Source organism: Rhizobium tibeticum (genome assembly GCF_900110205.1).
Lineage (GTDB): Bacteria > Pseudomonadota > Alphaproteobacteria > Rhizobiales > Rhizobiaceae > Rhizobium > Rhizobium tibeticum.
The window spans coordinates 56,925-75,221 of record NZ_FOCV01000010.1 but is presented as its reverse complement, the minus strand read 5'-3'; the positions used below and the strand labels follow the sequence as shown (position 1 = coordinate 75,221).

Sequence of the window (18,297 nt, the reverse complement as noted above, 5' to 3'; positions counted from 1 at the left end):
TGCCTTTTACGCAGCTTTCACTTCGGCGTGACGTCGAAGCCGAACCACTTCTCGGACAGTGTCTTAATGGTACCGTCGGCCTTTGCGGCAGCGATCGCTTCGTTGAACATCGCTTTTAGCTGTGTGTCATCCTTTCGCAAGCCGACAGAACTGCCGCGACCGAGGAAGCCGCCCTGGAAGCGCGGACCTGCGGTCGTCATATCTTCGTTGCCCGGTTTCTGTGACGCGGTCGTCAGATATGCCATCGAGGCCATAACGAGATCTACGCGACCGGCTTTCAGGTCGAGATCGTGTTCCTCGGTGGTCTTGTATTCGCGAACCTCGACAACTCCTTTGAGGTACTTGTCGACGAAAGCAGCAGCCGTCGATGCCGTCTGCACGCCGATGAGCTTGCCCTGAAGGTTCGGTTTGATCTTGTCGATCTCGGCAACGGCGCCTGCCTCGTCACCGGCGAGCGAGAAAACCTCTCCCTTTTCCGGAAGGCTGGCGAGATCGCTCGATTTCGATGTCGCGAAGGCCTGGCCGGTGGAACCGTATGAGTCGCTGAAGGCGATGACCTGTTCGCGCTTCGCAGTTGCCGACATGCCCGAGATGATGGCATCGAACTTACCAGCGTTGAGAGCCGGAATCATGCCGTCGAAGTTCTGGACGACGACCTTGCATTCGACCTTCATCTGATTGCAGAGGTATTTGGACAGCTCGATCTCGTAACCATCGAGCGTACCGTCCGGCTTGGTGAAGTTGTAGGGCTTGAATGCCCCCTCTGTGGCGATAGTGACTGTCGTCCATTTCTTGTCCTCAGCGTGCGCAGTCCCTGCGGCAAGCAAAACCGCGGTGGAAACGACCGTCAGGACCCGAGATTGAAATGTCATTTAATGCTCCCCTTTTTCCTCGTGAGGTTGAGTTATTTGCTGATGAACTGCCGGAAGCGTTCCGACTGAGAATTGCTGAAAACGTCATGCGGCTTGCCATCTTCCTCGACGCGACCCTGGTGTAGGAAAACGACGCGATTAGAGACCTCACGGGCAAATCCCAGTTCGTGCGTGACGACGAGCATGGTGCGCCCCTCTTCGGCCAGTGATCGCATGACGCGCAAGACTTCGCCGACGAGCTCTGGATCGAGCGCTGATGTCGGCTCATCGAAGAGCATCACCTTTGGGCGCATTGCCAAGGCACGAGCAATTGCCGCGCGTTGCTGCTGGCCGCCAGACAGGTGAGCAGGATAGAAGTTGCGCTTTTCGGCGATGCCAACCTTGGCAAGCAGTGCTTCGGCCTCTTCGACACATTCACTCCTGGCACGGCCGAGGACATGAAGGGGAGCCTCGATGACGTTCTCAAGCACGGTCTTGTGAGACCAAAGGTTGAAGCTTTGAAACACCATGCCAAGCTGAGAGCGAATGCGATCGACCTGTTTGCGATCGGTGGGACGGCTGCCCTTATGACCATTCGCGTGCATGCGAATGGTCTCGCCGGCGACCGTGACCTCGCCTGAATCGGGTGCCTCTAGGAGGTTGATGCAACGCAAGAAGGTGGACTTTCCCGATCCCGACGAGCCGAGGATGGACACGACGTCACCCTCATGCGCATCAAGCGAAATGCCTTTGAGAACTTCGAGGGGGCCGAAGCTCTTGTGTAGGTTCTTGACCCTTAGTGCGATCGGCGAAAGGGGAGTGGTCGCCACCGTCATTGGGCGTCTCCTTCTAGTGCGGGAGCGATTTTAGCCGCAGGGCTGTAAGCAATCGGCTGGCGCAAGTGCGGGCTCAACCAGTGTTCGACAAGATGAATCAAGCGCGTCAGCGCAAAGTTGATCGTCAGATAAATCGCGCCGGCGACAATGAAAACTTCGATCGCACGATATGTCTCCGAAATGATCTTTCCGGCGACGCCTGTCACGTCCATGAGGGTGATGATCGAGGCCAGGGATGTTGCCTTGACCATCGCGATCATCTCGTTGCTGTAGCCTGGCAACGCCTGACGGATTGCAAGTGGCAAGACGATGCGACGGAACTGCATGAGCCGTGGCATCCCGCAAGCGCGAGCCGCTTCGACCTGACCAAAAGGCACGGAAAGCAAGCCGCCGCGTATGATTTCGCTGGCGTATGCGGCGGTGTTGATCGTCAGCGCTAAAACGGCACACCAATAGGGGTCGCGCAGCAGTGGCCAGAGGATGCTGTGTCGCACCGCCGGAAATTGCCCGAGGCCGTAATAGATCAGGAAAATCTGGACCAGCAACGGTGTTCCGCGAAAGACGAAGACATAGCTGCGTGCCAACCACTCAAGCACGAAGATGCCGGATAGGCGGCAAAGGGCAATAGCGAGCGCCAGGATTGCGCCAAGTGCAATCGACGTGGCAGCGAGCTTCAGCGTCAGGGGGATTGCCGAGATGAGGCTGACGAAAGTTTCACACAGAAATACGAAGTCCATCACACTCTCCTAACGCCCCGCGTGAAGTGCTTTTCAGCGCGCCGGAGAAGAATCCCAGAACCAGTTGAAATCACGAGATAAATACCGCCACCAATCAGGTAGAAATCAAACGGCAGCCCGGTCGAGCCCGCGGCGATCTGCGTCTGGCGCAACAGCTCGGCAACTCCTGTGATGGAAACAAGGGCCGATTCCTTCAGGACCACCTGCCAGATATTGCCGAGTCCCGGCAAAGCGTGCCGAAGCGTCAGCGGCACGATGATGCGGCGAAATCGAAGAGACCGTCCCATGCCACAGGCAATCGCCGCCTCGATCTCGCCCGGGTGGACAGCCCTGAACGCGCCACGAAAAACTTCTGTGAATTGCGCGCCGGAGGTAACACCAACCGCGAGCGACCCGGCCAGGAAACCGGGAAAGCCGACAAAACCTTCCGCACCGAACAGGCGACCAACCGTGGTAACGACGGCACTCCCGCCGAAATAGAAAAGGAAAATTACCAGCAAGTCAGGAATGCCGCGAAGCACCGTCGTATATGCGTCGGCAACGAACCGAGCGCCGCGTCCCCCCGCGACCTTTGCCCCAGCTCCGAATGAGCCAATTAAGGCTCCAATGGAGTAGCCTGCCAACGTGATCAGAATTGTCATCCACGCGCCGGCAAGCAGCGCCTTGCCCCAACCGTCGGAACCGAAGCTGACCAGCTCGAGAATGCTGGGCTGGTTCATTGAGACTGCCTTTCTGGCAGCGGCGGCTGAACGTCGTTCGGGATCGGGTTGACGAAGGGCGTGCCATCGAGACGGGCCTTCAGATCCGCCTTGGCAGCGTCGATGAGCGCCGGATTGCCGATAAGCTCGATCGCTGTGCTGGCCATGACCTTGGCTGCGTGTGCCATGCCCTTGTGGGCCGCTGGAAGTTTGCCTTGAGCAACCAACTGCCAGGAGTGGCCAGGCGTTCCGATTGCGTAGGTCGCACCGCGCATCTGTACGGTCGGGACCACCCAGCTGACGCTTCCGACATCTGTAGAGCCCACGATCGTACTGTCGCCGGCATAGAGCGGAAAGATTTCATTGCACAGTGGCTGGTCCTTCTTCGGCTTCAATCCGAAGCGGGCATAGGAAGATGAGATATCCTCCGAGCTCATCGTCTGCTGAAATTTGCGCGCTGTTGCGCGGTCGTCATCATCGAAGACCGGTGGTCCAAGGCGCTGCAGCTTGGCAAACATCAGTTCCTCAAGAGGGGCATTGCCAACGAGATTGGCGTCGCCACTGATCACTTCGCTGCGAACCGACGTTTCAGTCATTAAAGCAGCGCCTTGCGCCACTTTTTTCACACGTTCGACCAAGGAAAGCAGTTCCGGAAGATTTCGTGCGCGGATCAGATAACGAACCGTTGCACGTGCTTGGACGACGTTTGGTGCCGAACCGCCTGTATCGGTTACGGCGTAGTGGATGCGGGCGGTCGAAGGCATGTGCTCGCGCATGTAATTCACGCCAACATTCATAAGTTCGACGGCGTCGAGCGCGCTGCGGCCAAGATGTGGCGTCGCCGAGGCGTGCGAAGATCGTCCGGTGAAATGGAAGTTGATCTCATTGCATGCCAGCGAAACCGGATTATTCACGCCAGCGAAAGCGGCCGGATGCCAGGAAATGGCAATGTCGACGTCATCGAAAACGCCCGCACGGACCATGAAACCCTTCGATGAACCACCTTCCTCCGCCGGGCAGCCATAGTAACGCACGCGGCCCTTCAGGCCATTGGCAGAGAGAAATTCCTTGACTGCCGCCGCAGCAAGCATCGAGCCTGCACCCAGCATGTTATGCCCGCATCCGTGGCCGTTGCCGTTCGCCTTGACCTGACGCTGTTCTGCTATCCCGGCTTCCTGGCTCATGCCGGGCAGGGCATCGAATTCGCCTAGGATTGCGATGACCGGCCCGCCTTGGCCGGCTTCACCCATGACCGCTGTTGGCAATCCCGCTATCCCTCGTTCGACGCGAAATCCCTCAACGGCCAACTGATGGGCGTGCTCTTCGGCAGAGCGGTATTCCTCGTAATTCGTCTCTGGCATGTCCCAGATGCGGTCGCTCAGGGCAAAGAAGCCGGCTCTTTTGGCATCTACAGCGTCCCATACGGTGTCGGCGTTTTTCATGGCTTTCAAAACTGCTTTGCTTCGAATAGTATCCAAAATTGGCGCCAATTTATGATACAAAAACCGTTTGGGCAATCCGTATGCTCAAAAATTTTCGTCAGGTCTTAGGTGTCTCGGCGCCTACAGAATTTCGGTTTGCCGTGCTATCGGTCAGGAAAGAACAGGGGGTTTGAATGGCAGATGCCATCTTCGATTCAAGGGTAGAGGCTTCAGCCGCGCGCGACGTGACAGACCTTATTCTCCAGGACATTCTGGCGGGGGCGTTGATGCCGGGAACATGGTTGAAGCAGGTTGATCTGGAGCGACGTTACAACTGTACCCGCCCGGACGTGCGTCGCGCACTCGACCGCCTCGCTCAGAAGCGGCTGGTCGAGCATGTGCCAAACCGTGGTTATCATGTCTATGAGCCGGACGGACGCCGGGCGAGAGAAGTTAGCGAGATCCGCGTCATTCTCGAAACCGCGGTTGCCGGAACGATCGTTCAAAATGCATCCGCAGATGATGTCCGCGCCCTTCGCAAGCTTGCGAAGCATTTCGATGAAGCGACGCTGAACGGAACGATGTTGGAACTTTATGAGGCAAATCTTGCCTTCCATCGTCAGCTGCTGATGCTTGGCGGCAATATCGAGCTGGTCGACCTTGTAACGGAGATCCGCCAGCGGACCTCTTCCGCCCCGGTCTCGCAATGGCGAACGCGCGCACGCGTTGAGCAATCCGGGCGGGAGCATCACATGATGATCGATGCGATCGAACACAGGGACGGGACACTGTTTGCGGAGCTCACACGACAGCACATCCTGCAGAAGTAGCATCCGGTGCGTCTTCGTGGCGAGCGCAAGGAAGCGCTTGCAGCAAACAGGCGAGAACGGCGCCGTGTCAAACATGGCGCCGGAGAACCAAGGCTGTTCGCAAAACAGCTGGCGCAAACCGTGATTTGATCGGGTCGCAGCCGTCGTCGTTATCAAAGAGAAACCATACATTCCAATCAGCTCTGCATGCCGGCTCGCCTCCGACGCCGCGCCATCATCGAGCGCCATCCTTTGGCACAGGAGCGCCTGCGCATCGGATTGTCGCGCCAACCCTCCACGCTTTTTGGTTGATATACGCGCCAGCGCTCTATCTTGGCTATGTCGCTCTTTGGAAAGGAAGGAAACTGCGTGATTGTGGAGAAACAACTTATTTCGAAAATCACCTGGCGGCTCATGCCGTTTCTCGGCGTTTTATATTTGATCGCCTACATCGACCGCCAGAACGTGAGCTTCGCCAAGCTTGATATGGTCGGGGCGCTTGGCATGACCGAATACGCCTATGGGCTGGGGGCTTCTCTATTCTTCGTCGGATATTTCATATTTGAGGTCCCGAGTAATCTGCTTCTCGACAAATTTGGCGCCAGCAAGTGGTTTGCCCGCATTCTCATTTCGTGGGGCGCGGTCACGATCGCGCTCGCCTATACGCAGAATGCTACGATGTTTTACATTCTTCGCTTCTTGCTGGGGGCTTGTGAGGCGGGTTTCTTTCCCGGTGTGCTTTATCTTCTGACGCTTTGGTATCCCTCTGCCTATCGCGGCACAATGGTCGGCTTGTTTATGATCTTCAGTGCGATCGCCAATGCAGTTGGCGCTCCTTTGGGAGGGGTGTTGCTGGATCTGGACGGACTGTACGGGATTGCCGGATGGCAATGGGTCTTCATCGCAACGGGAATACCGGCGGTCATCGCCGGCGTTGTCACTCTATTTTACTTGGCTGACAGACCCGCGGATGCGAAGTTCCTCACGCCCGATGAACAGGCTTGGCTGAAAGACCGTCTCGCTAGAGAGAATTCCGGCATGGAGGCGTCTGCTGGCGACGGCTTCAAGGCGCTGATCGATCCGCGTGTGTTGTTGATGGCGCTCTGCTACGTCGGGTTTCCCCTCGCAGCTTATGGTCTCAGCTACTGGCTCCCAACCATTGTAAAGGGCTTTGGCGTCAGCAACACGACAAATGGCCTTCTAAATATCATCCCGTGGGTGCTGGTCGCTATTGCTCTTTATGTCGTGCCATCCGCAGCGGACCGTGCGACATCGAAGACGCCGTATATTGTCATCCCGGCACTTGTGGGTGCCGTCTGCCTTTTGCTGTCCGCAGTTATCCCGAACCACGTGGTGCAGTTTTTGCTTCTATGTGTGGCAGCAGCCGGAATCTTTGCTGGGCAGCCAGTGTTTTGGAGCCTGCCCTCGCGCTTCCTCCGCGGGGCGGGAGCAGCGGCAGGACTGGCTGCTATTAACTCGGTGGGGAATCTCGGAGGGTTCGTAGCGCAGAACGTCGTGCCCTGGATCAAAGACGCAACGGGTAGCACAATTGCGCCGATGTTTTTCCTCGCTTTCTGCCTGGCCGCAGCCGCGCTTCTTGTCCTGATCATAGGGCGAACTTTGGGCCGCCAGGCGACGTCTCACGACCTCAAAGCTGGCGTATGAGGCTCGCGACGCCAAGCTTTCCTGGATAAACCACTCGAAAAGCCTCGATAGCCCGTATAAACGATCGCCGATCCGCAGAACCGACTGCGGACGGCACCGACGAGTGGAAACGCGAGCGACCGCCAGCGCCTTGGCGAGAGGGATCCAGCCTTTACCCTTTCAGCCTCCTGCGGATCCGTGCGTCACATTGGAACCGTGCTAATCGCAAACGAGATCGGAAAGGGCTCCAAAAGGATCTGGCCGATGGCCACGTTGATCGGCTTGCTCCTGCTCTGGATTGCACCGGGGATGAGGTGTTGGTTTGTTCGATCATTGGGGAACGTCCTGTTCCCGCGACTTCGCATCCGCCTCCATGATCTCGATGATCCGAAGACCTTCCTCATACTTGGAAGTGTCGGCACCAGCCTTTTGGGCCTGCGTAAGATTGTCTCTGAGGTCGGCAACCTTGATGGGACGGGCAAGCCGGTTTTCGGCAGCGCGCGTGACGAATTCCTGATCAGTCTCTTCGGGGTGTCGTGTAAGCGCATCGACCGCTTCCACAATTTCTGTGCTGAAGCCAGCTTCTGCCAGTTGCACGAGGGTCCAACCGGCTCCTTTTTCCACAACATCATGCAGGAAGCCCACAATGCGTTCGTTGTCCCCTTCGACAGCGTCGGCAACGCGCTTGCAATGGGAAAAATACGGCTCACCTGCCTTATCGGTTTGTCCAGAGTGAGCCTTGAAGGCGATCTTGACGGCCCTGAGGAGATCCGACGCCCCTCGATGATCGTGTTCGTTGATCCATTCGCGTGAACCGACTGGCATGGCTCACCTCCGCGAACGAGAAACGAGAGGAAACGCTTGAAGTTCCAATCGATTTTTTCAACGCTACAATTCTGGGGCGACGTCCTTCCTGGCGCTTCCGACGTTCTCGCCCAGGGTCACCGATCTTGAAACCATCGCAAACACAATTATGTGTCGCCGACAACTGAAAGCGTTCGTAAGCAAAAACAATGAGTTCCAACGTTGTTTAACCAGGAGTGAGTGTGTGTCGATCCGGCAACGGTCTCCCACGAGGTGTTTTGAAAATGGGTGCCCGTCGACCCGCATTTGAGCGGCGTTTTCGACATCGAATAGGCCGTGTTCAAAGTCTTTCTGGATCGATGGAACAAAGAGGACGGCTCTAAGTTTCAAAAACAACCGTCCGGCCCCGCTCCTTCAAGAGTGTGCCGACTTCTCCAGTCTCGCCGGGCGGTCCTCCCCGACATAAACTGCCATCTCCCGGCCGCCTGCTTTTGAAATCGAGACGCTCGCTTCTTTGTAGCCGCCAAGGCTTTCTACGTCGTTCCTGGCTGTGGCTGGCTGTCATAGTCAGCGTGATGCGCATCAATAACCGCTACTAATATTCGCGGAAGTCTCCCGTCGCCGACTGCAGCAACGTCAGTGGATAACGGTCGGGATGATGGACAAGTGCCGTCATGTTGATTGGCCGGTCGCGTTCGTCGAAGGCGATCTGGTCGACAGTGAGTACCGCGGCCGGCCGAGGAAGCTCCAGCATCTCAGCTTCGCTTTCGCTCGCCAAACGCGCGCTCAACGTCGTTTGTCCACGCCGAGGCTCAATCCCGTAGATTTCTCGCAATTCGGCATAAAGCGAACGGTTTGCGACGGACCAGTCCAGGCCTGTCAAGCCCGGCGCGCGGGAGGCCGGTACCCAGTCGGTCTGCAGGACGACCGGAACGCCGTCCAACAAGCGCAGACGAGACAGCACGATCACATCCGATGCTGGCGCAAGAAACAGCGGCCGACTGATCTCGAGGGACGCTTTCACCATTTCCAGCCTGAGAAGGCGATGTCCTGGCGCACGGCCACTTGCTAGCGCCGTGCTCGTAAAGCTTCGCAGAACCTCGAGTTCAAATCCTTTGCCATTTTCCGCCACATACAAACCCTTGCCTGGCTGGCTGCGAACAACGCCCTGGCGTATCAGCTCGCGAACGGCATGCCGCACGGTGATGCGACTGACACCGTAGAGCGAAACGAGTTCGCGCTCCGACGGCAGCTTGCCGCGTAAAGGCACTTTCCCATCGCGAATCGATGCCAGCAGATCTTCATAGACCTGCTGGTGGAGCGGGCGAGGGTCGGCCCGATCGATTGCCGCATGCCTTTCCGTCGCTCTTTCCCGCTGACGTGTCGTCACGTTACGCTCTCCGCCTCGACACTGATTTATCCGGCTTTGCATCTTTGCTTGCAATTGAAGCAGAGTCCAGTTGACATGACTGGTCATAACCAGTCCTATTGGTCAGGAGCCACAGAGTTCCCCACAATGCAAGTGTGCTAAAGACAAGGAACAGCTCATGTTGAAGAAATGCCTCGCTGCGGCAGCAGTCTATGCCGGCCTATGGGCTGGCGCGGCACATGCGGAAACCATCTCCGTTTTCTGCGCACCCACTGAATTCGAACTTTGCACCAAGGTTGCCGACGCCTGGAAGGCGAAGACCGGCAATGAAGCGAAGATCAACAAGATGCCGGCGCTGCTGGACGATGCGATCCCGATCTATCAGCAGCTGCTGGCGGCAAAGTCGAAGGACATCGACGTTCTGTTCCTCGACGTGATCTGGCTCGGAATGTTCAAGGCGAACCTCCTCGATCTGAAATCGATGGTCCCGCAGGCCGACCAGGACAAGCACTTCGCCTCGACGCTGAACGCTGCAAAGCTCGACGGCAATCTCGTCGCCATGCCGGCCTATATGGACGTCGGCCTGATGTTCTATCGCAAGGACCTTCTGGAGAAATACGGAAAGCTGCCGCCGAAGACCTGGGACGAGCTTGCCGCCACGGCAAAGGAAATTCAGGAAAAGGAGCGTGCTGCCGGTAATGACAAGATGTGGGGCTATGCCTGGCAGGCAAAGAGCTACGAAGGTCTGACTTGCGACGCGATCGAGCTGATCGCATCGAATGGCGGTGGGACCATCATTGCCGATGACGGCAAGGTGACGATCGACAACCCCCAGGCCGCCGAAGCCATAGAAAAGGCAAAGGGGTGGATCGGCTCGATCAGCCCGGAAGGCGTGTTGAACTATGACGAAGAGGCATCACGCGCCGTTTTCGAATCCGGCGATGCCGTATTCCACCGCAACTGGCCCTATGTCTGGGGCACGTCCCACAAGGAAGGCAGCTCGGTCATCGACAAGGTCGGCGTCATGCCGCTTCCGGTCGGCAAGGACGGCCAGAAGTCGAGCGGCTGCCTCGGGCCGATGTATTACGGCGTCTCGAAATACAGCGCCAAGGCGCAAGTCGCAGCCGACTTCGTGAACTTCATCACCGGCACGGACATGCAGAAGATGCGCGCCGTCGAGGCGACCCTCAACCCCTCCATCCAGTCGCTCTATAGTGACCCGGACGTATTGGAAAAGATTCCCTTCCTGAAGGACAACCAGCAGGCTTTTGCCGATAGCGCCGTACGGCCGTCAGGCTACACCGGCACCAGTTACAACCGCGTCTCACAAGCCTTCTATCGCTCCACCCACGACATGCTATCGGGCAGCGCCGATCCGAAGGAAGGCTTTGCGTCGCTGGCAAAGCGCCTGGAAAAGCTCAAAGAGAGCCGCTGATTGAAAGGCGAGGGAGCTGCCTTAAGGCTCCCCTCGTTTTTTGCTGCCGGCGCTGCGCCGGCCGTGCCCTTATGCGCAAGCCAAGGTGAAAAATGGCATCGGTTTCGATGGAGTCTGTTTCGAAGAGTTTCGGAACACAGAGTGTCATTCATAATGTGGATCTGAAGATCGACGATGGCGAATTCATCGTCTTCGTCGGCCCATCCGGATGCGGGAAGTCAACGCTCCTTCGCATCGTGGCGGGGCTGATCTCCGCATCCTCTGGAACGGTCAGGATTGGCGGCGACGACGTAACCGACGTCCCAGCCTCCAAGCGCGGCGTTGCCTTTGTCTTTCAATCCTATGCGCTCTACCCTCATATGAGCGTCGCCCGTAATATCGGCTTTGCGCTGGAAACGATGGGCATCCGCCGCGACGCAATTGCGCAGAAGGTGCAATCGGTCGCCCGCATGCTGAAGGTCGACCATCTTCTTGATCGACGGCCACGGGAGTTGTCGGGAGGCCAGCGCCAACGCGTCGCCATCGGCCGAGCGCTGGTCCGGCAGCCCGATATCTTTCTATTCGACGAACCGCTTTCCAATCTGGATGCCGACCTCAGAATGGAAATGCGGATGGAGATCGCCAAGCTGCATGGCGATCTCCAGACGACGATGATCTATGTCACGCACGACCAAGCCGAGGCGATGACGCTTGCCGACCGGATCGTCGTTCTCAATCATGGCCGGATCGAACAGATTGGTACGCCCTCGGAACTTTATCATCGGCCCGACAATCGTTTCGTCGCCGGCTTTATCGGCAGCCCGCGCATGAACTTTCTCCCGGTCGAGACGCAGACAGGCGACAATAGCGCAGGCGTCATCGGTCCCGGCGGCCTGTCACTGACGCCCAAGGCCGGCGATGGCGAAACGATTGCAGAGATTGGCGTCCGGCCGGAGGCCGTGCGCATCGTGCCAACCGGTGCAGGCCGTCTCGACTGCGTGCTCGAACGCGTCGAGGACCTGGGTCACGAACACTTCGCCTATTGCCGGATCGCCGGCGACGCGCTCTGGGTGATCCGCCTCGCGGCAGCTCCGGCTGCGGAGACAATCGGCCAGACTGTCGCGCTTTCCTTCGACGATCAGGCGGTATTTCTATTTGCCGCCAACGGCAGGCGAATCGGCTTGGAGGCGGAACCGTCAGACATTAGGAGGGCGATACGATGAGCGCACGCCTCGCTCGCCGCGATCACCGTGCCGCCTGGCTTTTCCTTCTTCCAGTCATCGTCGCCATGCTGGTGGTCGCCGTTTGGCCGCTCGGACGGACATTCTTCTTTGCCTTTACCGACGCTTATCTCGACGATCCCAGCGTCTATTCAATGGTCGGCCTCGACAATTTCATCGAGGTCTTCAACGACCACAGCTGGTGGCTCGCCGTCAGGAATACGCTGATCTTCACCGCCATCTCCGTTACGATCGAGACGGTGCTGGGCCTTGCGATCGCGCTCTTGATCAACGAGGCCATCCCCGGCCGCGGACTTGCCCGCGCCGCCATCCTGGTGCCCTGGGCCATCCCTGTGGTCGTTGCTACCAGAATCTGGGAATGGATGCTGAATGACCAGTTCGGCGTCATCAACAAGATCCTGGTGGGACTTGGCGTCATCGATCATGGTGTGGCCTGGACGGCAAGCAGTTCGCTGATCATGGGCGTGGTGATCTTTATCGACGTTTGGATGACGACCCCGTTCATGGTGCTGCTGATCCTCGCAGGTCTGCAGATGATCTCCCAGGAGATCTTCGAGGCCGCCGAAGTTGACGGCATTCCAGCCTGGAAGCGATTCTGGTCAATCACCCTTCCGATGCTGAGGCCCGCGATCGGTGTTGCAGTCCTGTTTCGCGTACTCGATGCGCTGCGCATGTTCGACCTTTCCTATGTGCTTGCCGGCAGCAACGAAAAGGTCATGACAGTATCTATCTATGCCCGCGACCGGCTGATCAGCTTCCAGGAACTCGGAGTGGGCTCGTCCGCCTCGACGTGGGTCTTCCTTCTGGTGGCTCTGGTGGCGATCATCATCATCGGTGCATTGCGGCTCGATAAGGCGGCGGGGCATTGACAATGACCGAACTGACGCTTCCCCTCCCGGTCCGCAGATCCAGCGCCTATTACAGGCTGCGGCGCCGCGCACTGCGCAGTCTGCAGATATTCGCGCTGTTCCTGGTCCTCATCTACACGCTGTTTCCCTATTACTGGGCATTCGTTTCATCGACGAAGCAGGGAGCAGCGCTTTACCGGTCCGTTCTCCTGCCGGCACTCGATTTCACCTATTATCGGCAGTTGATCGACAATCCGATCTTCATGGGTTCGCTGCTGAATTCCGCCTATGTGGCGGTTGCGACGACCTTCCTGTCTCTGGTGATTGGCATCAGCGCAGCCTACGCGCTCGGGCGGATCGACTTCCCGCAGCGCCGGGCGGTGCTGATGGTCATCTTGATGATCTCAATCTTTCCCCAGGTGGTCGTGCTTTCGGGGATGTTCGAGCTCATCAACTGGCTCGGGCTCTTCAACCGGCCAAGCGCGCTCGTGCTGACATATTTGCTGTCGACCGTGCCGTTCACGACCTGGATCCTCACCACCTTTATCCGCGAGTTTCCACGCGAACTGGAGGAGGCAGCGATTGTCGACGGCTGCTCGCATCTGCGCATTCTTCTGAAGATATTGCTGCCACTGATGGGACCGTCGCTCGCAAGTACCGGCATCCTCGCCTTTATCCTCGCCTGGAATGAGTTCCTCTTTGCCCTCACGTTTACCTTGACGGACGAAAACCGAACGGTGCCGGTGGCGATCGGCTTAATCGCCGGCACCAACCGTTATGAATATCCCTTTGGACAGATCATGGCAGCGTCCGTCACCGTGACACTGCCGCTGATCGCAGTGGTGCTCGTTTTCCAGCGGCGCATCGTCGCCGGGCTGACCGCCGGTGCCGTCAAGGGATGAAGACCGAAAGGAACGAAATCATGGATATGCTCGTCAAGCTCTACGATCTCGGGCCGGATGCCGCCCTTGATGCGAAAATGGAACGCCAAGGCATCACCATCCGTCGCGTTCTGCCGCCGGAGCTGAAGGCTTTGACCGACTGGATCACGCCACGCTTCGGTGTCGGTTGGTCGTCCGAGGCCACGGCTGCCGTCATGCGGCAGCCGCCGACATGCTTCGTCGCCATCCAGAACGGCACGCTGATCGGTTTTGCTTGCCACGAGGCGACGGCAAAAGGCTTCTTCGGGCCCACTGGCGTCGATAGCGCTGCCCGCGGCCAAGGTGCCGGCCATGCGTTACTCCTGACGACGCTCCTCGACATGTACGCTCAGGGCTACGCTTATGGTGTCATCGGGGGTGCCGGCCCCACGGATTTCTACCGCCGAAGCGTTGGTGCCGTGCCGATCGAGGGATCCATTCCCGGAATCTATCGCGGCATGTTGGCCGAGGCCGAGCCAGACGAAATCTCGGAATCGCACGTCTAGGGCTGCTGACTGTTAATTTTCATCGAGAACTGATGGGGTGGATGCCACCTCCCGACGGCAGCGCAGTGTGGCAGTGTGCCAAAGTGATGCTTGTGTCACTCAGAGGGGCATCCAGCACACGTCATTTCTTAGAAAAACGCTATTCTGATCATTTCGTTACGAAGGATTCCTCAACGGATCCTTCATTGGTGTCGCGATCCTTCAGGTGGCGTTAGCAGAGTATTTCAACGACCACCAGCAGGGAGCCTACAACCTTCGCTGACTTCCCATGGTAGGCAGTATTCATCGAAATTGGGGGCCGAGCCGCCAAGCGCCGTTGTCGATCAGGGTTCGAAGAATAAGCGAAGCCCCTTTGAAGACTATTGGCTGACAGGCGCTTGGCCGGTCACTGAACGTCTTCGCTCGCTCCATTTCGTCGTTCGAGAGGACAGTAGAAAGGCCTGCTTGATTCAAACCGTATCAGGAATATCCAATCCTTGAAGTCGACGCATCGTGCCTATCTGATGTCGAGCGTTGACAGCACAGGGGAGATTCATATGCCAATCGCCAGACGTGTCGTTCTCGCAAGTAGACCCCAGGGTGCTCCAACTCTCGAAAACTTCCGTTTCGAAGAGGTCGAGTTGTCCGACGCCCAGCAAGGCGAGGTGACCCTTCGGGTTCTGTACCTTTCGCTGGACCCGTACATGCGCGGTCGGATGAGCGACGCCAAGTCCTACGCGGCACCAACGCCTGTGGGTGGCGTCATGGAGGGCGAGACCGTTTGCGAAGTCATTCGTTCGCGTCATCCGGATTTCGCACCTGGCGACAAGGTTCGCGCACGAACGGGGTGGTGCACCGACGCTGTCGTGAAGGCGGATATTGTCCATCATTTTGATACGCATGGCGCGCCCATCACGACTGCTGTCGGCGTATTGGGCATGCCTGGATTCACCGCTTACAGCGGCATGAAGGTTATTGGCCAACCCAAGGACGGTGAAACTGTCGTCGTCGCGGCCGCCTCCGGTCCTGTCGGATCCATGGTCGGACAGATCGCGAAACTCGCCGGGGCGAGGGCGGTTGGCATCGCGGGCGGCAAGAAAAAATGCGATTTTGTTCGAGAGGAACTGGGTTTCGACGCGGTGGTGGATCACCGGTCCAAGGACTTCGCATCCGATCTCGAGGCGGCCTGCCCGAAGGGCATCGATGTCTACTTCGAAAATGTCGGTGGCCACGTCTGGGACGCTGTGCTTCCGCTCTTGAATCAGTTCGCACGCGTGCCAGTCTGCGGTCTGGTCGCCCAATACAACGGTCCGGGTGCGGCTGACCATGACAGGCTCCCCGCTACCATGTCGGCAATCCTGCGACGTAGCCTGCGGATCCGAGGCTTCATTCAGTCGGAATTCGTCAAGGACCACTACGGCGCCTTCGAGAAAGAGATCGGCCCGCTCGTTGCGTCGGGGCGGATCAGGTACAAGGAAGACGTCGTGGACGGTCTCGAGCGCGCGCCTGACGCCTTCATCGGGATGCTGACTGGGAAGAATTTCGGGAAGCTGCTCGTGCGGATGGCAGACATCGACTAACTCTGGCCGAACCCGGCTATGCTGCCGCCGCCCGATCGCATCTACCGAGAGCCAGAGACCGTATTCGTGGCCGGCTTCATCGGTTCGATGAACTTCATTCGCGCGACGGTGAGGGGTGGTGTCAGCCAGCATGCAGCCTTTGCGCTTCCGTTCCCGTTGCATACGGGGAAGTGGTGCTTGCCGTTCGGCAGGAAGCGCTGTCTCTTGTCGTGGCGGAGGGGATGGGTGCCGGCATCGTTCATCGCAGCATCGATTTTGGTACCCATAAGATCGTCGAGGTTGATCTTGACGACGGAACGAGGGTGAGAGCAATGACATCGAGCAACAGCGCCTGGGCGAAGGGCGCACTAGTGGAGCCGGGAGCCGCGGCCTTCAGGGCGTTCCGGGACAACCGGCTCGTTCAGGAGTCCCGTGCGATAGGCGCACGACAGAAGAATCGGGTGTTTGGGCATGCTTGAGGGCCGCGGAATTGCGATTGAAAGAGCCGGGCATCGTACCTGGCTGAAGTGGCACCGAGGACACCGCTTTGCCGGCGACATTTCCTTTACGGGCGAACGCATCGTCGAGGGCATGGAACTCGGCGCCAGCGTGGAGATCGATCTCGTGCGCTTCGCCGGTTATGGCTTCGCTGTACTGCATGATGAGACGCTTGATGCCGCGACAACCGGTTCCGGTCCGGTTCGCGAGGCATCCGAGGCCTATTTGCGTGGTCTTTATCTTCGCGACGCTTTCGGGGCGCCGAGTGGACACAAGGTGATGATGCTCGAGGATCTTGCGCACCTGCTCGGTCAAATCAGCCGACATCCAAGAGCTGGCCTGCAGCTTGACCTGAAAGAAAACTCAGACGCCATTTCCGAGGAAGATATCGCCGCATTCGCGGCTGCCATTTCCCCTGTCGTGGGTTCGGTTATCCTTTCAGGCGGTGACTCGGCTGCCGTCGAGCGGCTCTCGCAGGCTGTGCCCGAGATGGCAATCGGCTACGACCCGTGCCACGATGGCGCCATGGAGCGGCTGATGAAAACCCGCGATTTCGCAGGCTTTGTTGCCGGTACCTTGCGCGCAGTGCCCCGCGCGCAGATGATCTATCTCGATCGCCGTTTAGTCCTCTACGCCGATCAGGCAGGCTATGACCTGATTGGCGCATTTCACGAGGTCGGACGGGTCGTCGACGCCTATACCATCAACTCGGCCGTGGCGTCTGCCTTACCGGGCGTCAAGCGCCTATTGGAGCTGAAAGCTGACCAGATCACGACGGATGACCCGGTCGGTTTGGAACGGCTTCTGATGGACGCACAGGCCTGAAAACCTTCGACGAGCCAGGGGTGGAGAACCCGATTGCCGGCAAGGACGTCTCCGTTGGCGGTGACGGGTCCACCATTGAAAGCGGAAACCACCGCCTGCTTCGCACCACCAGGGCGGAGGCGCCGTAATCGTGCAATGACAATCCATCCTCGAAAATGCCGTCCAGCCGTCCGCAGGGCGACATAGGCGATCGACAATGCCGCCGACCCAAGCCGCCGTACGCCTGCGGTGGTGGCCATCAATCGTTTGAGCGCGCTGAAATAGACGTCCTCGGGCACGGCCTTGAGTTTGCCCGGGATCGGCAAGCCAGCTCCGACGAGCACGTCTTCGATCCCCTTGGAGCTCACGCACCGGATCCGCTCGCCATTCAGATACGATCCGCCGCCCAGTTCGGCGCTGTAGAGCTCGTCCAGATCGCGTCATAGACGACGCCGGCGACGATCTCAGCATCTTCGACGATCGAGATCGTCATGCCGAAATGTGGGATGCCCCCAGGCGAAATTCGTCGTCCCGTCTATTGGATCGATATAGATGACAGGCGCGCCATCCTTTGCGTTCCGGTTGCCAACCGCTGCCTCGCCTTTGATCGCGTAGGAGGGAAAGGACCTGTTCAGCGCGTCGACGATGATCCGCTCGACGGCAACGTCAATCTCGGTCTGATAATCCCTCGGCGCTTTCGCCACCAATTCGCCAACCAGGCGGCGGCGCAAAGAGCTGCGCGCTTTGGCACCTCTTGCTTGCCCTAGCGTCACCGCCGGATGATCACACGCGTTCCCGGTCGGACCATGTCGTAGAGCTCCTCGACATCCTCTCGGTACATGCGAAAGCAACCGCTCGATGCATTGGTGCCAATAGAAGAGGGATCATTGGTGCCATGGATGCGCAATAGGCCGTCGGCAAGATAAATGGCGCGCGTACCAAGTGGATTAGAAGGGCCAGGCTTCACGACGACGGGCAGCTTGGGGTTCTTCTGGCGCATGCCAGCCGTTGGTCGCCACTCAGGATGCTTGCGCTTCGACGTGACGTGTGTGGTGCCGTACCATCGTTTCCCGTCGCGCCCGACAGCAATCGGATAGGCGAGCTGCTCGCCCCATGGCGTCGTATAAACAAGCGTGTGCTCCCGCGTGGTGATGACAATTGTCCCCCTTCCACTCCTCGTCCGTGGTTGGCGTTCTGGCATTGGCTCGTCATAAACCGGCGGTGGTCCATATGGTCCATACGGGTCATAGTAGTCGTAGTCGCCGTAGTCGTCATACGGTTCGTAGATCTGGGCCTGAGCCTGAAAGACGATAAGCAAAAGCGCTGTTGCAAATAGAGCGAGGAATTTCATTTCCGCTA

Annotated in this window: 18 protein-coding genes and 1 pseudogene; 10 read left to right on the top strand and 9 right to left on the bottom strand. The window is 58.3% G+C overall.

Annotated features, from left to right (window positions below; genetic code table 11):
* Positions 1 to 17 precede the first annotated feature (17 nt).
* Genes BSG20_RS13010 through BSG20_RS12990 form a run of 5 tightly spaced genes read right to left on the bottom strand, consistent with a single transcriptional unit; the run spans position 18 to position 4,564 of the window.
* The gene (locus tag BSG20_RS13010) at positions 18 to 872 is read right to left on the bottom strand and encodes a transporter substrate-binding domain-containing protein (RefSeq protein WP_072375815.1); all 855 of its coding nucleotides are present in this window, start codon (positions 870 to 872) and stop codon (positions 18 to 20) included.
* A gap of 32 nt (positions 873 to 904) precedes the next feature.
* Positions 905 to 1,687, bottom strand: coding sequence for an ABC transporter ATP-binding protein (locus BSG20_RS13005; RefSeq protein ID WP_072375813.1), 783 nt, complete (start codon positions 1,685 to 1,687; stop codon positions 905 to 907).
* Positions 1,684 to 2,424 carry an ABC transporter permease gene (locus tag BSG20_RS13000; RefSeq protein ID WP_072375811.1) on the bottom strand — a complete coding sequence of 247 codons (741 nt, stop codon included), beginning with the start codon at positions 2,422 to 2,424 and terminating at the stop codon, positions 1,684 to 1,686. Before BSG20_RS13000 ends, BSG20_RS13005 begins: the two co-directional genes overlap by 4 nt.
* Positions 2,424 to 3,143, bottom strand: a complete 720-nt coding sequence (locus tag BSG20_RS12995; protein ID WP_072375809.1) for an ABC transporter permease — start codon at positions 3,141 to 3,143, stop codon at positions 2,424 to 2,426. The genes BSG20_RS13000 and BSG20_RS12995 overlap by 1 nt, the downstream gene beginning before the upstream one ends.
* Positions 3,140 to 4,564, bottom strand: coding sequence for a M20 family metallopeptidase (locus tag BSG20_RS12990; protein ID WP_072375807.1), 1,425 nt, complete (start codon positions 4,562 to 4,564; stop codon positions 3,140 to 3,142). Before BSG20_RS12990 ends, BSG20_RS12995 begins: the two co-directional genes overlap by 4 nt.
* A gap of 173 nt (positions 4,565 to 4,737) precedes the next feature.
* On the opposite strand from BSG20_RS12990, the gene BSG20_RS12985 reads away from it, so the two are divergent.
* On the top strand, positions 4,738 to 5,373 hold the full coding sequence (locus BSG20_RS12985; RefSeq protein ID WP_072375805.1) for a GntR family transcriptional regulator: 636 nt from the start codon (positions 4,738 to 4,740) through the stop codon (positions 5,371 to 5,373).
* Positions 5,374 to 5,721: 348 nt separating this feature from the next.
* Positions 5,722 to 7,017 (top strand): MFS transporter, encoded by a 1,296-nt coding sequence (locus BSG20_RS12980; protein WP_072376039.1) that lies wholly within the window; start codon positions 5,722 to 5,724, stop codon positions 7,015 to 7,017.
* A 309-nt stretch (positions 7,018 to 7,326) separates the two neighbouring features.
* Here the strand turns inward: BSG20_RS12980 and BSG20_RS12975 are convergent, their stop codons facing one another.
* On the bottom strand, positions 7,327 to 7,821 hold the full coding sequence (locus tag BSG20_RS12975) for an HD domain-containing protein (protein WP_083539914.1): 495 nt from the start codon (positions 7,819 to 7,821) through the stop codon (positions 7,327 to 7,329).
* Between the two features lie 574 nt (positions 7,822 to 8,395).
* Positions 8,396 to 9,190 (bottom strand): GntR family transcriptional regulator, encoded by a 795-nt coding sequence (locus BSG20_RS12965; RefSeq protein ID WP_072375801.1) that lies wholly within the window; start codon positions 9,188 to 9,190, stop codon positions 8,396 to 8,398.
* Between the two features lie 157 nt (positions 9,191 to 9,347).
* On the opposite strand from BSG20_RS12965, the gene BSG20_RS12960 reads away from it, so the two are divergent.
* From BSG20_RS12960 to BSG20_RS12925, 8 genes are all read left to right on the top strand, one after another.
* Complete coding sequence (locus tag BSG20_RS12960) at positions 9,348 to 10,604, top strand: ABC transporter substrate-binding protein (protein ID WP_072375799.1); 1,257 nt, start codon at positions 9,348 to 9,350, stop codon at positions 10,602 to 10,604.
* Positions 10,605 to 10,696: 92 nt separating this feature from the next.
* Positions 10,697 to 11,806, top strand: a complete 1,110-nt coding sequence (locus tag BSG20_RS12955; protein ID WP_072375796.1) for an ABC transporter ATP-binding protein — start codon at positions 10,697 to 10,699, stop codon at positions 11,804 to 11,806.
* On the top strand, positions 11,803 to 12,693 hold the full coding sequence (locus BSG20_RS12950) for a carbohydrate ABC transporter permease (RefSeq protein WP_072375794.1): 891 nt from the start codon (positions 11,803 to 11,805) through the stop codon (positions 12,691 to 12,693). Before BSG20_RS12955 ends, BSG20_RS12950 begins: the two co-directional genes overlap by 4 nt.
* 2 nt (positions 12,694 to 12,695) lie before the next feature.
* Positions 12,696 to 13,574, top strand: coding sequence for a carbohydrate ABC transporter permease (locus tag BSG20_RS12945; protein WP_083539913.1), 879 nt, complete (start codon positions 12,696 to 12,698; stop codon positions 13,572 to 13,574).
* Positions 13,575 to 13,594: 20 nt separating this feature from the next.
* Positions 13,595 to 14,098, top strand: coding sequence for a GNAT family N-acetyltransferase (locus tag BSG20_RS12940; protein WP_072376035.1), 504 nt, complete (start codon positions 13,595 to 13,597; stop codon positions 14,096 to 14,098).
* A 536-nt stretch (positions 14,099 to 14,634) separates the two neighbouring features.
* Positions 14,635 to 15,657, top strand: coding sequence for an NADP-dependent oxidoreductase (locus tag BSG20_RS12935; protein ID WP_072375790.1), 1,023 nt, complete (start codon positions 14,635 to 14,637; stop codon positions 15,655 to 15,657).
* Between the two features lie 173 nt (positions 15,658 to 15,830).
* Positions 15,831 to 16,115 (top strand): TOBE domain-containing protein, encoded by a 285-nt coding sequence (locus BSG20_RS37360; protein ID WP_244541325.1) that lies wholly within the window; start codon positions 15,831 to 15,833, stop codon positions 16,113 to 16,115.
* Positions 16,108 to 16,959, top strand: coding sequence for a glycerophosphodiester phosphodiesterase (locus BSG20_RS12925; RefSeq protein ID WP_072375788.1), 852 nt, complete (start codon positions 16,108 to 16,110; stop codon positions 16,957 to 16,959). The genes BSG20_RS37360 and BSG20_RS12925 overlap by 8 nt, the downstream gene beginning before the upstream one ends.
* Positions 16,960 to 17,189: 230 nt before the next feature.
* Here the strand turns inward: BSG20_RS12925 and BSG20_RS12920 are convergent.
* Together BSG20_RS12920 and BSG20_RS12915 are read right to left on the bottom strand one after the other, a co-directional pair.
* Positions 17,190 to 17,711 (bottom strand): annotated as a pseudogene (locus BSG20_RS12920) (inositol monophosphatase family protein); the annotation flags it as partial.
* Positions 17,708 to 18,289: a L,D-transpeptidase gene (locus BSG20_RS12915; protein WP_072375787.1), complete on the bottom strand. Its 582-nt coding sequence runs from the start codon at positions 18,287 to 18,289 to the stop codon at positions 17,708 to 17,710. The gene BSG20_RS12915 and the pseudogene BSG20_RS12920, both read right to left, overlap by 4 nt.
* Between the last annotated feature and the right edge of the window lie 8 nt (positions 18,290 to 18,297).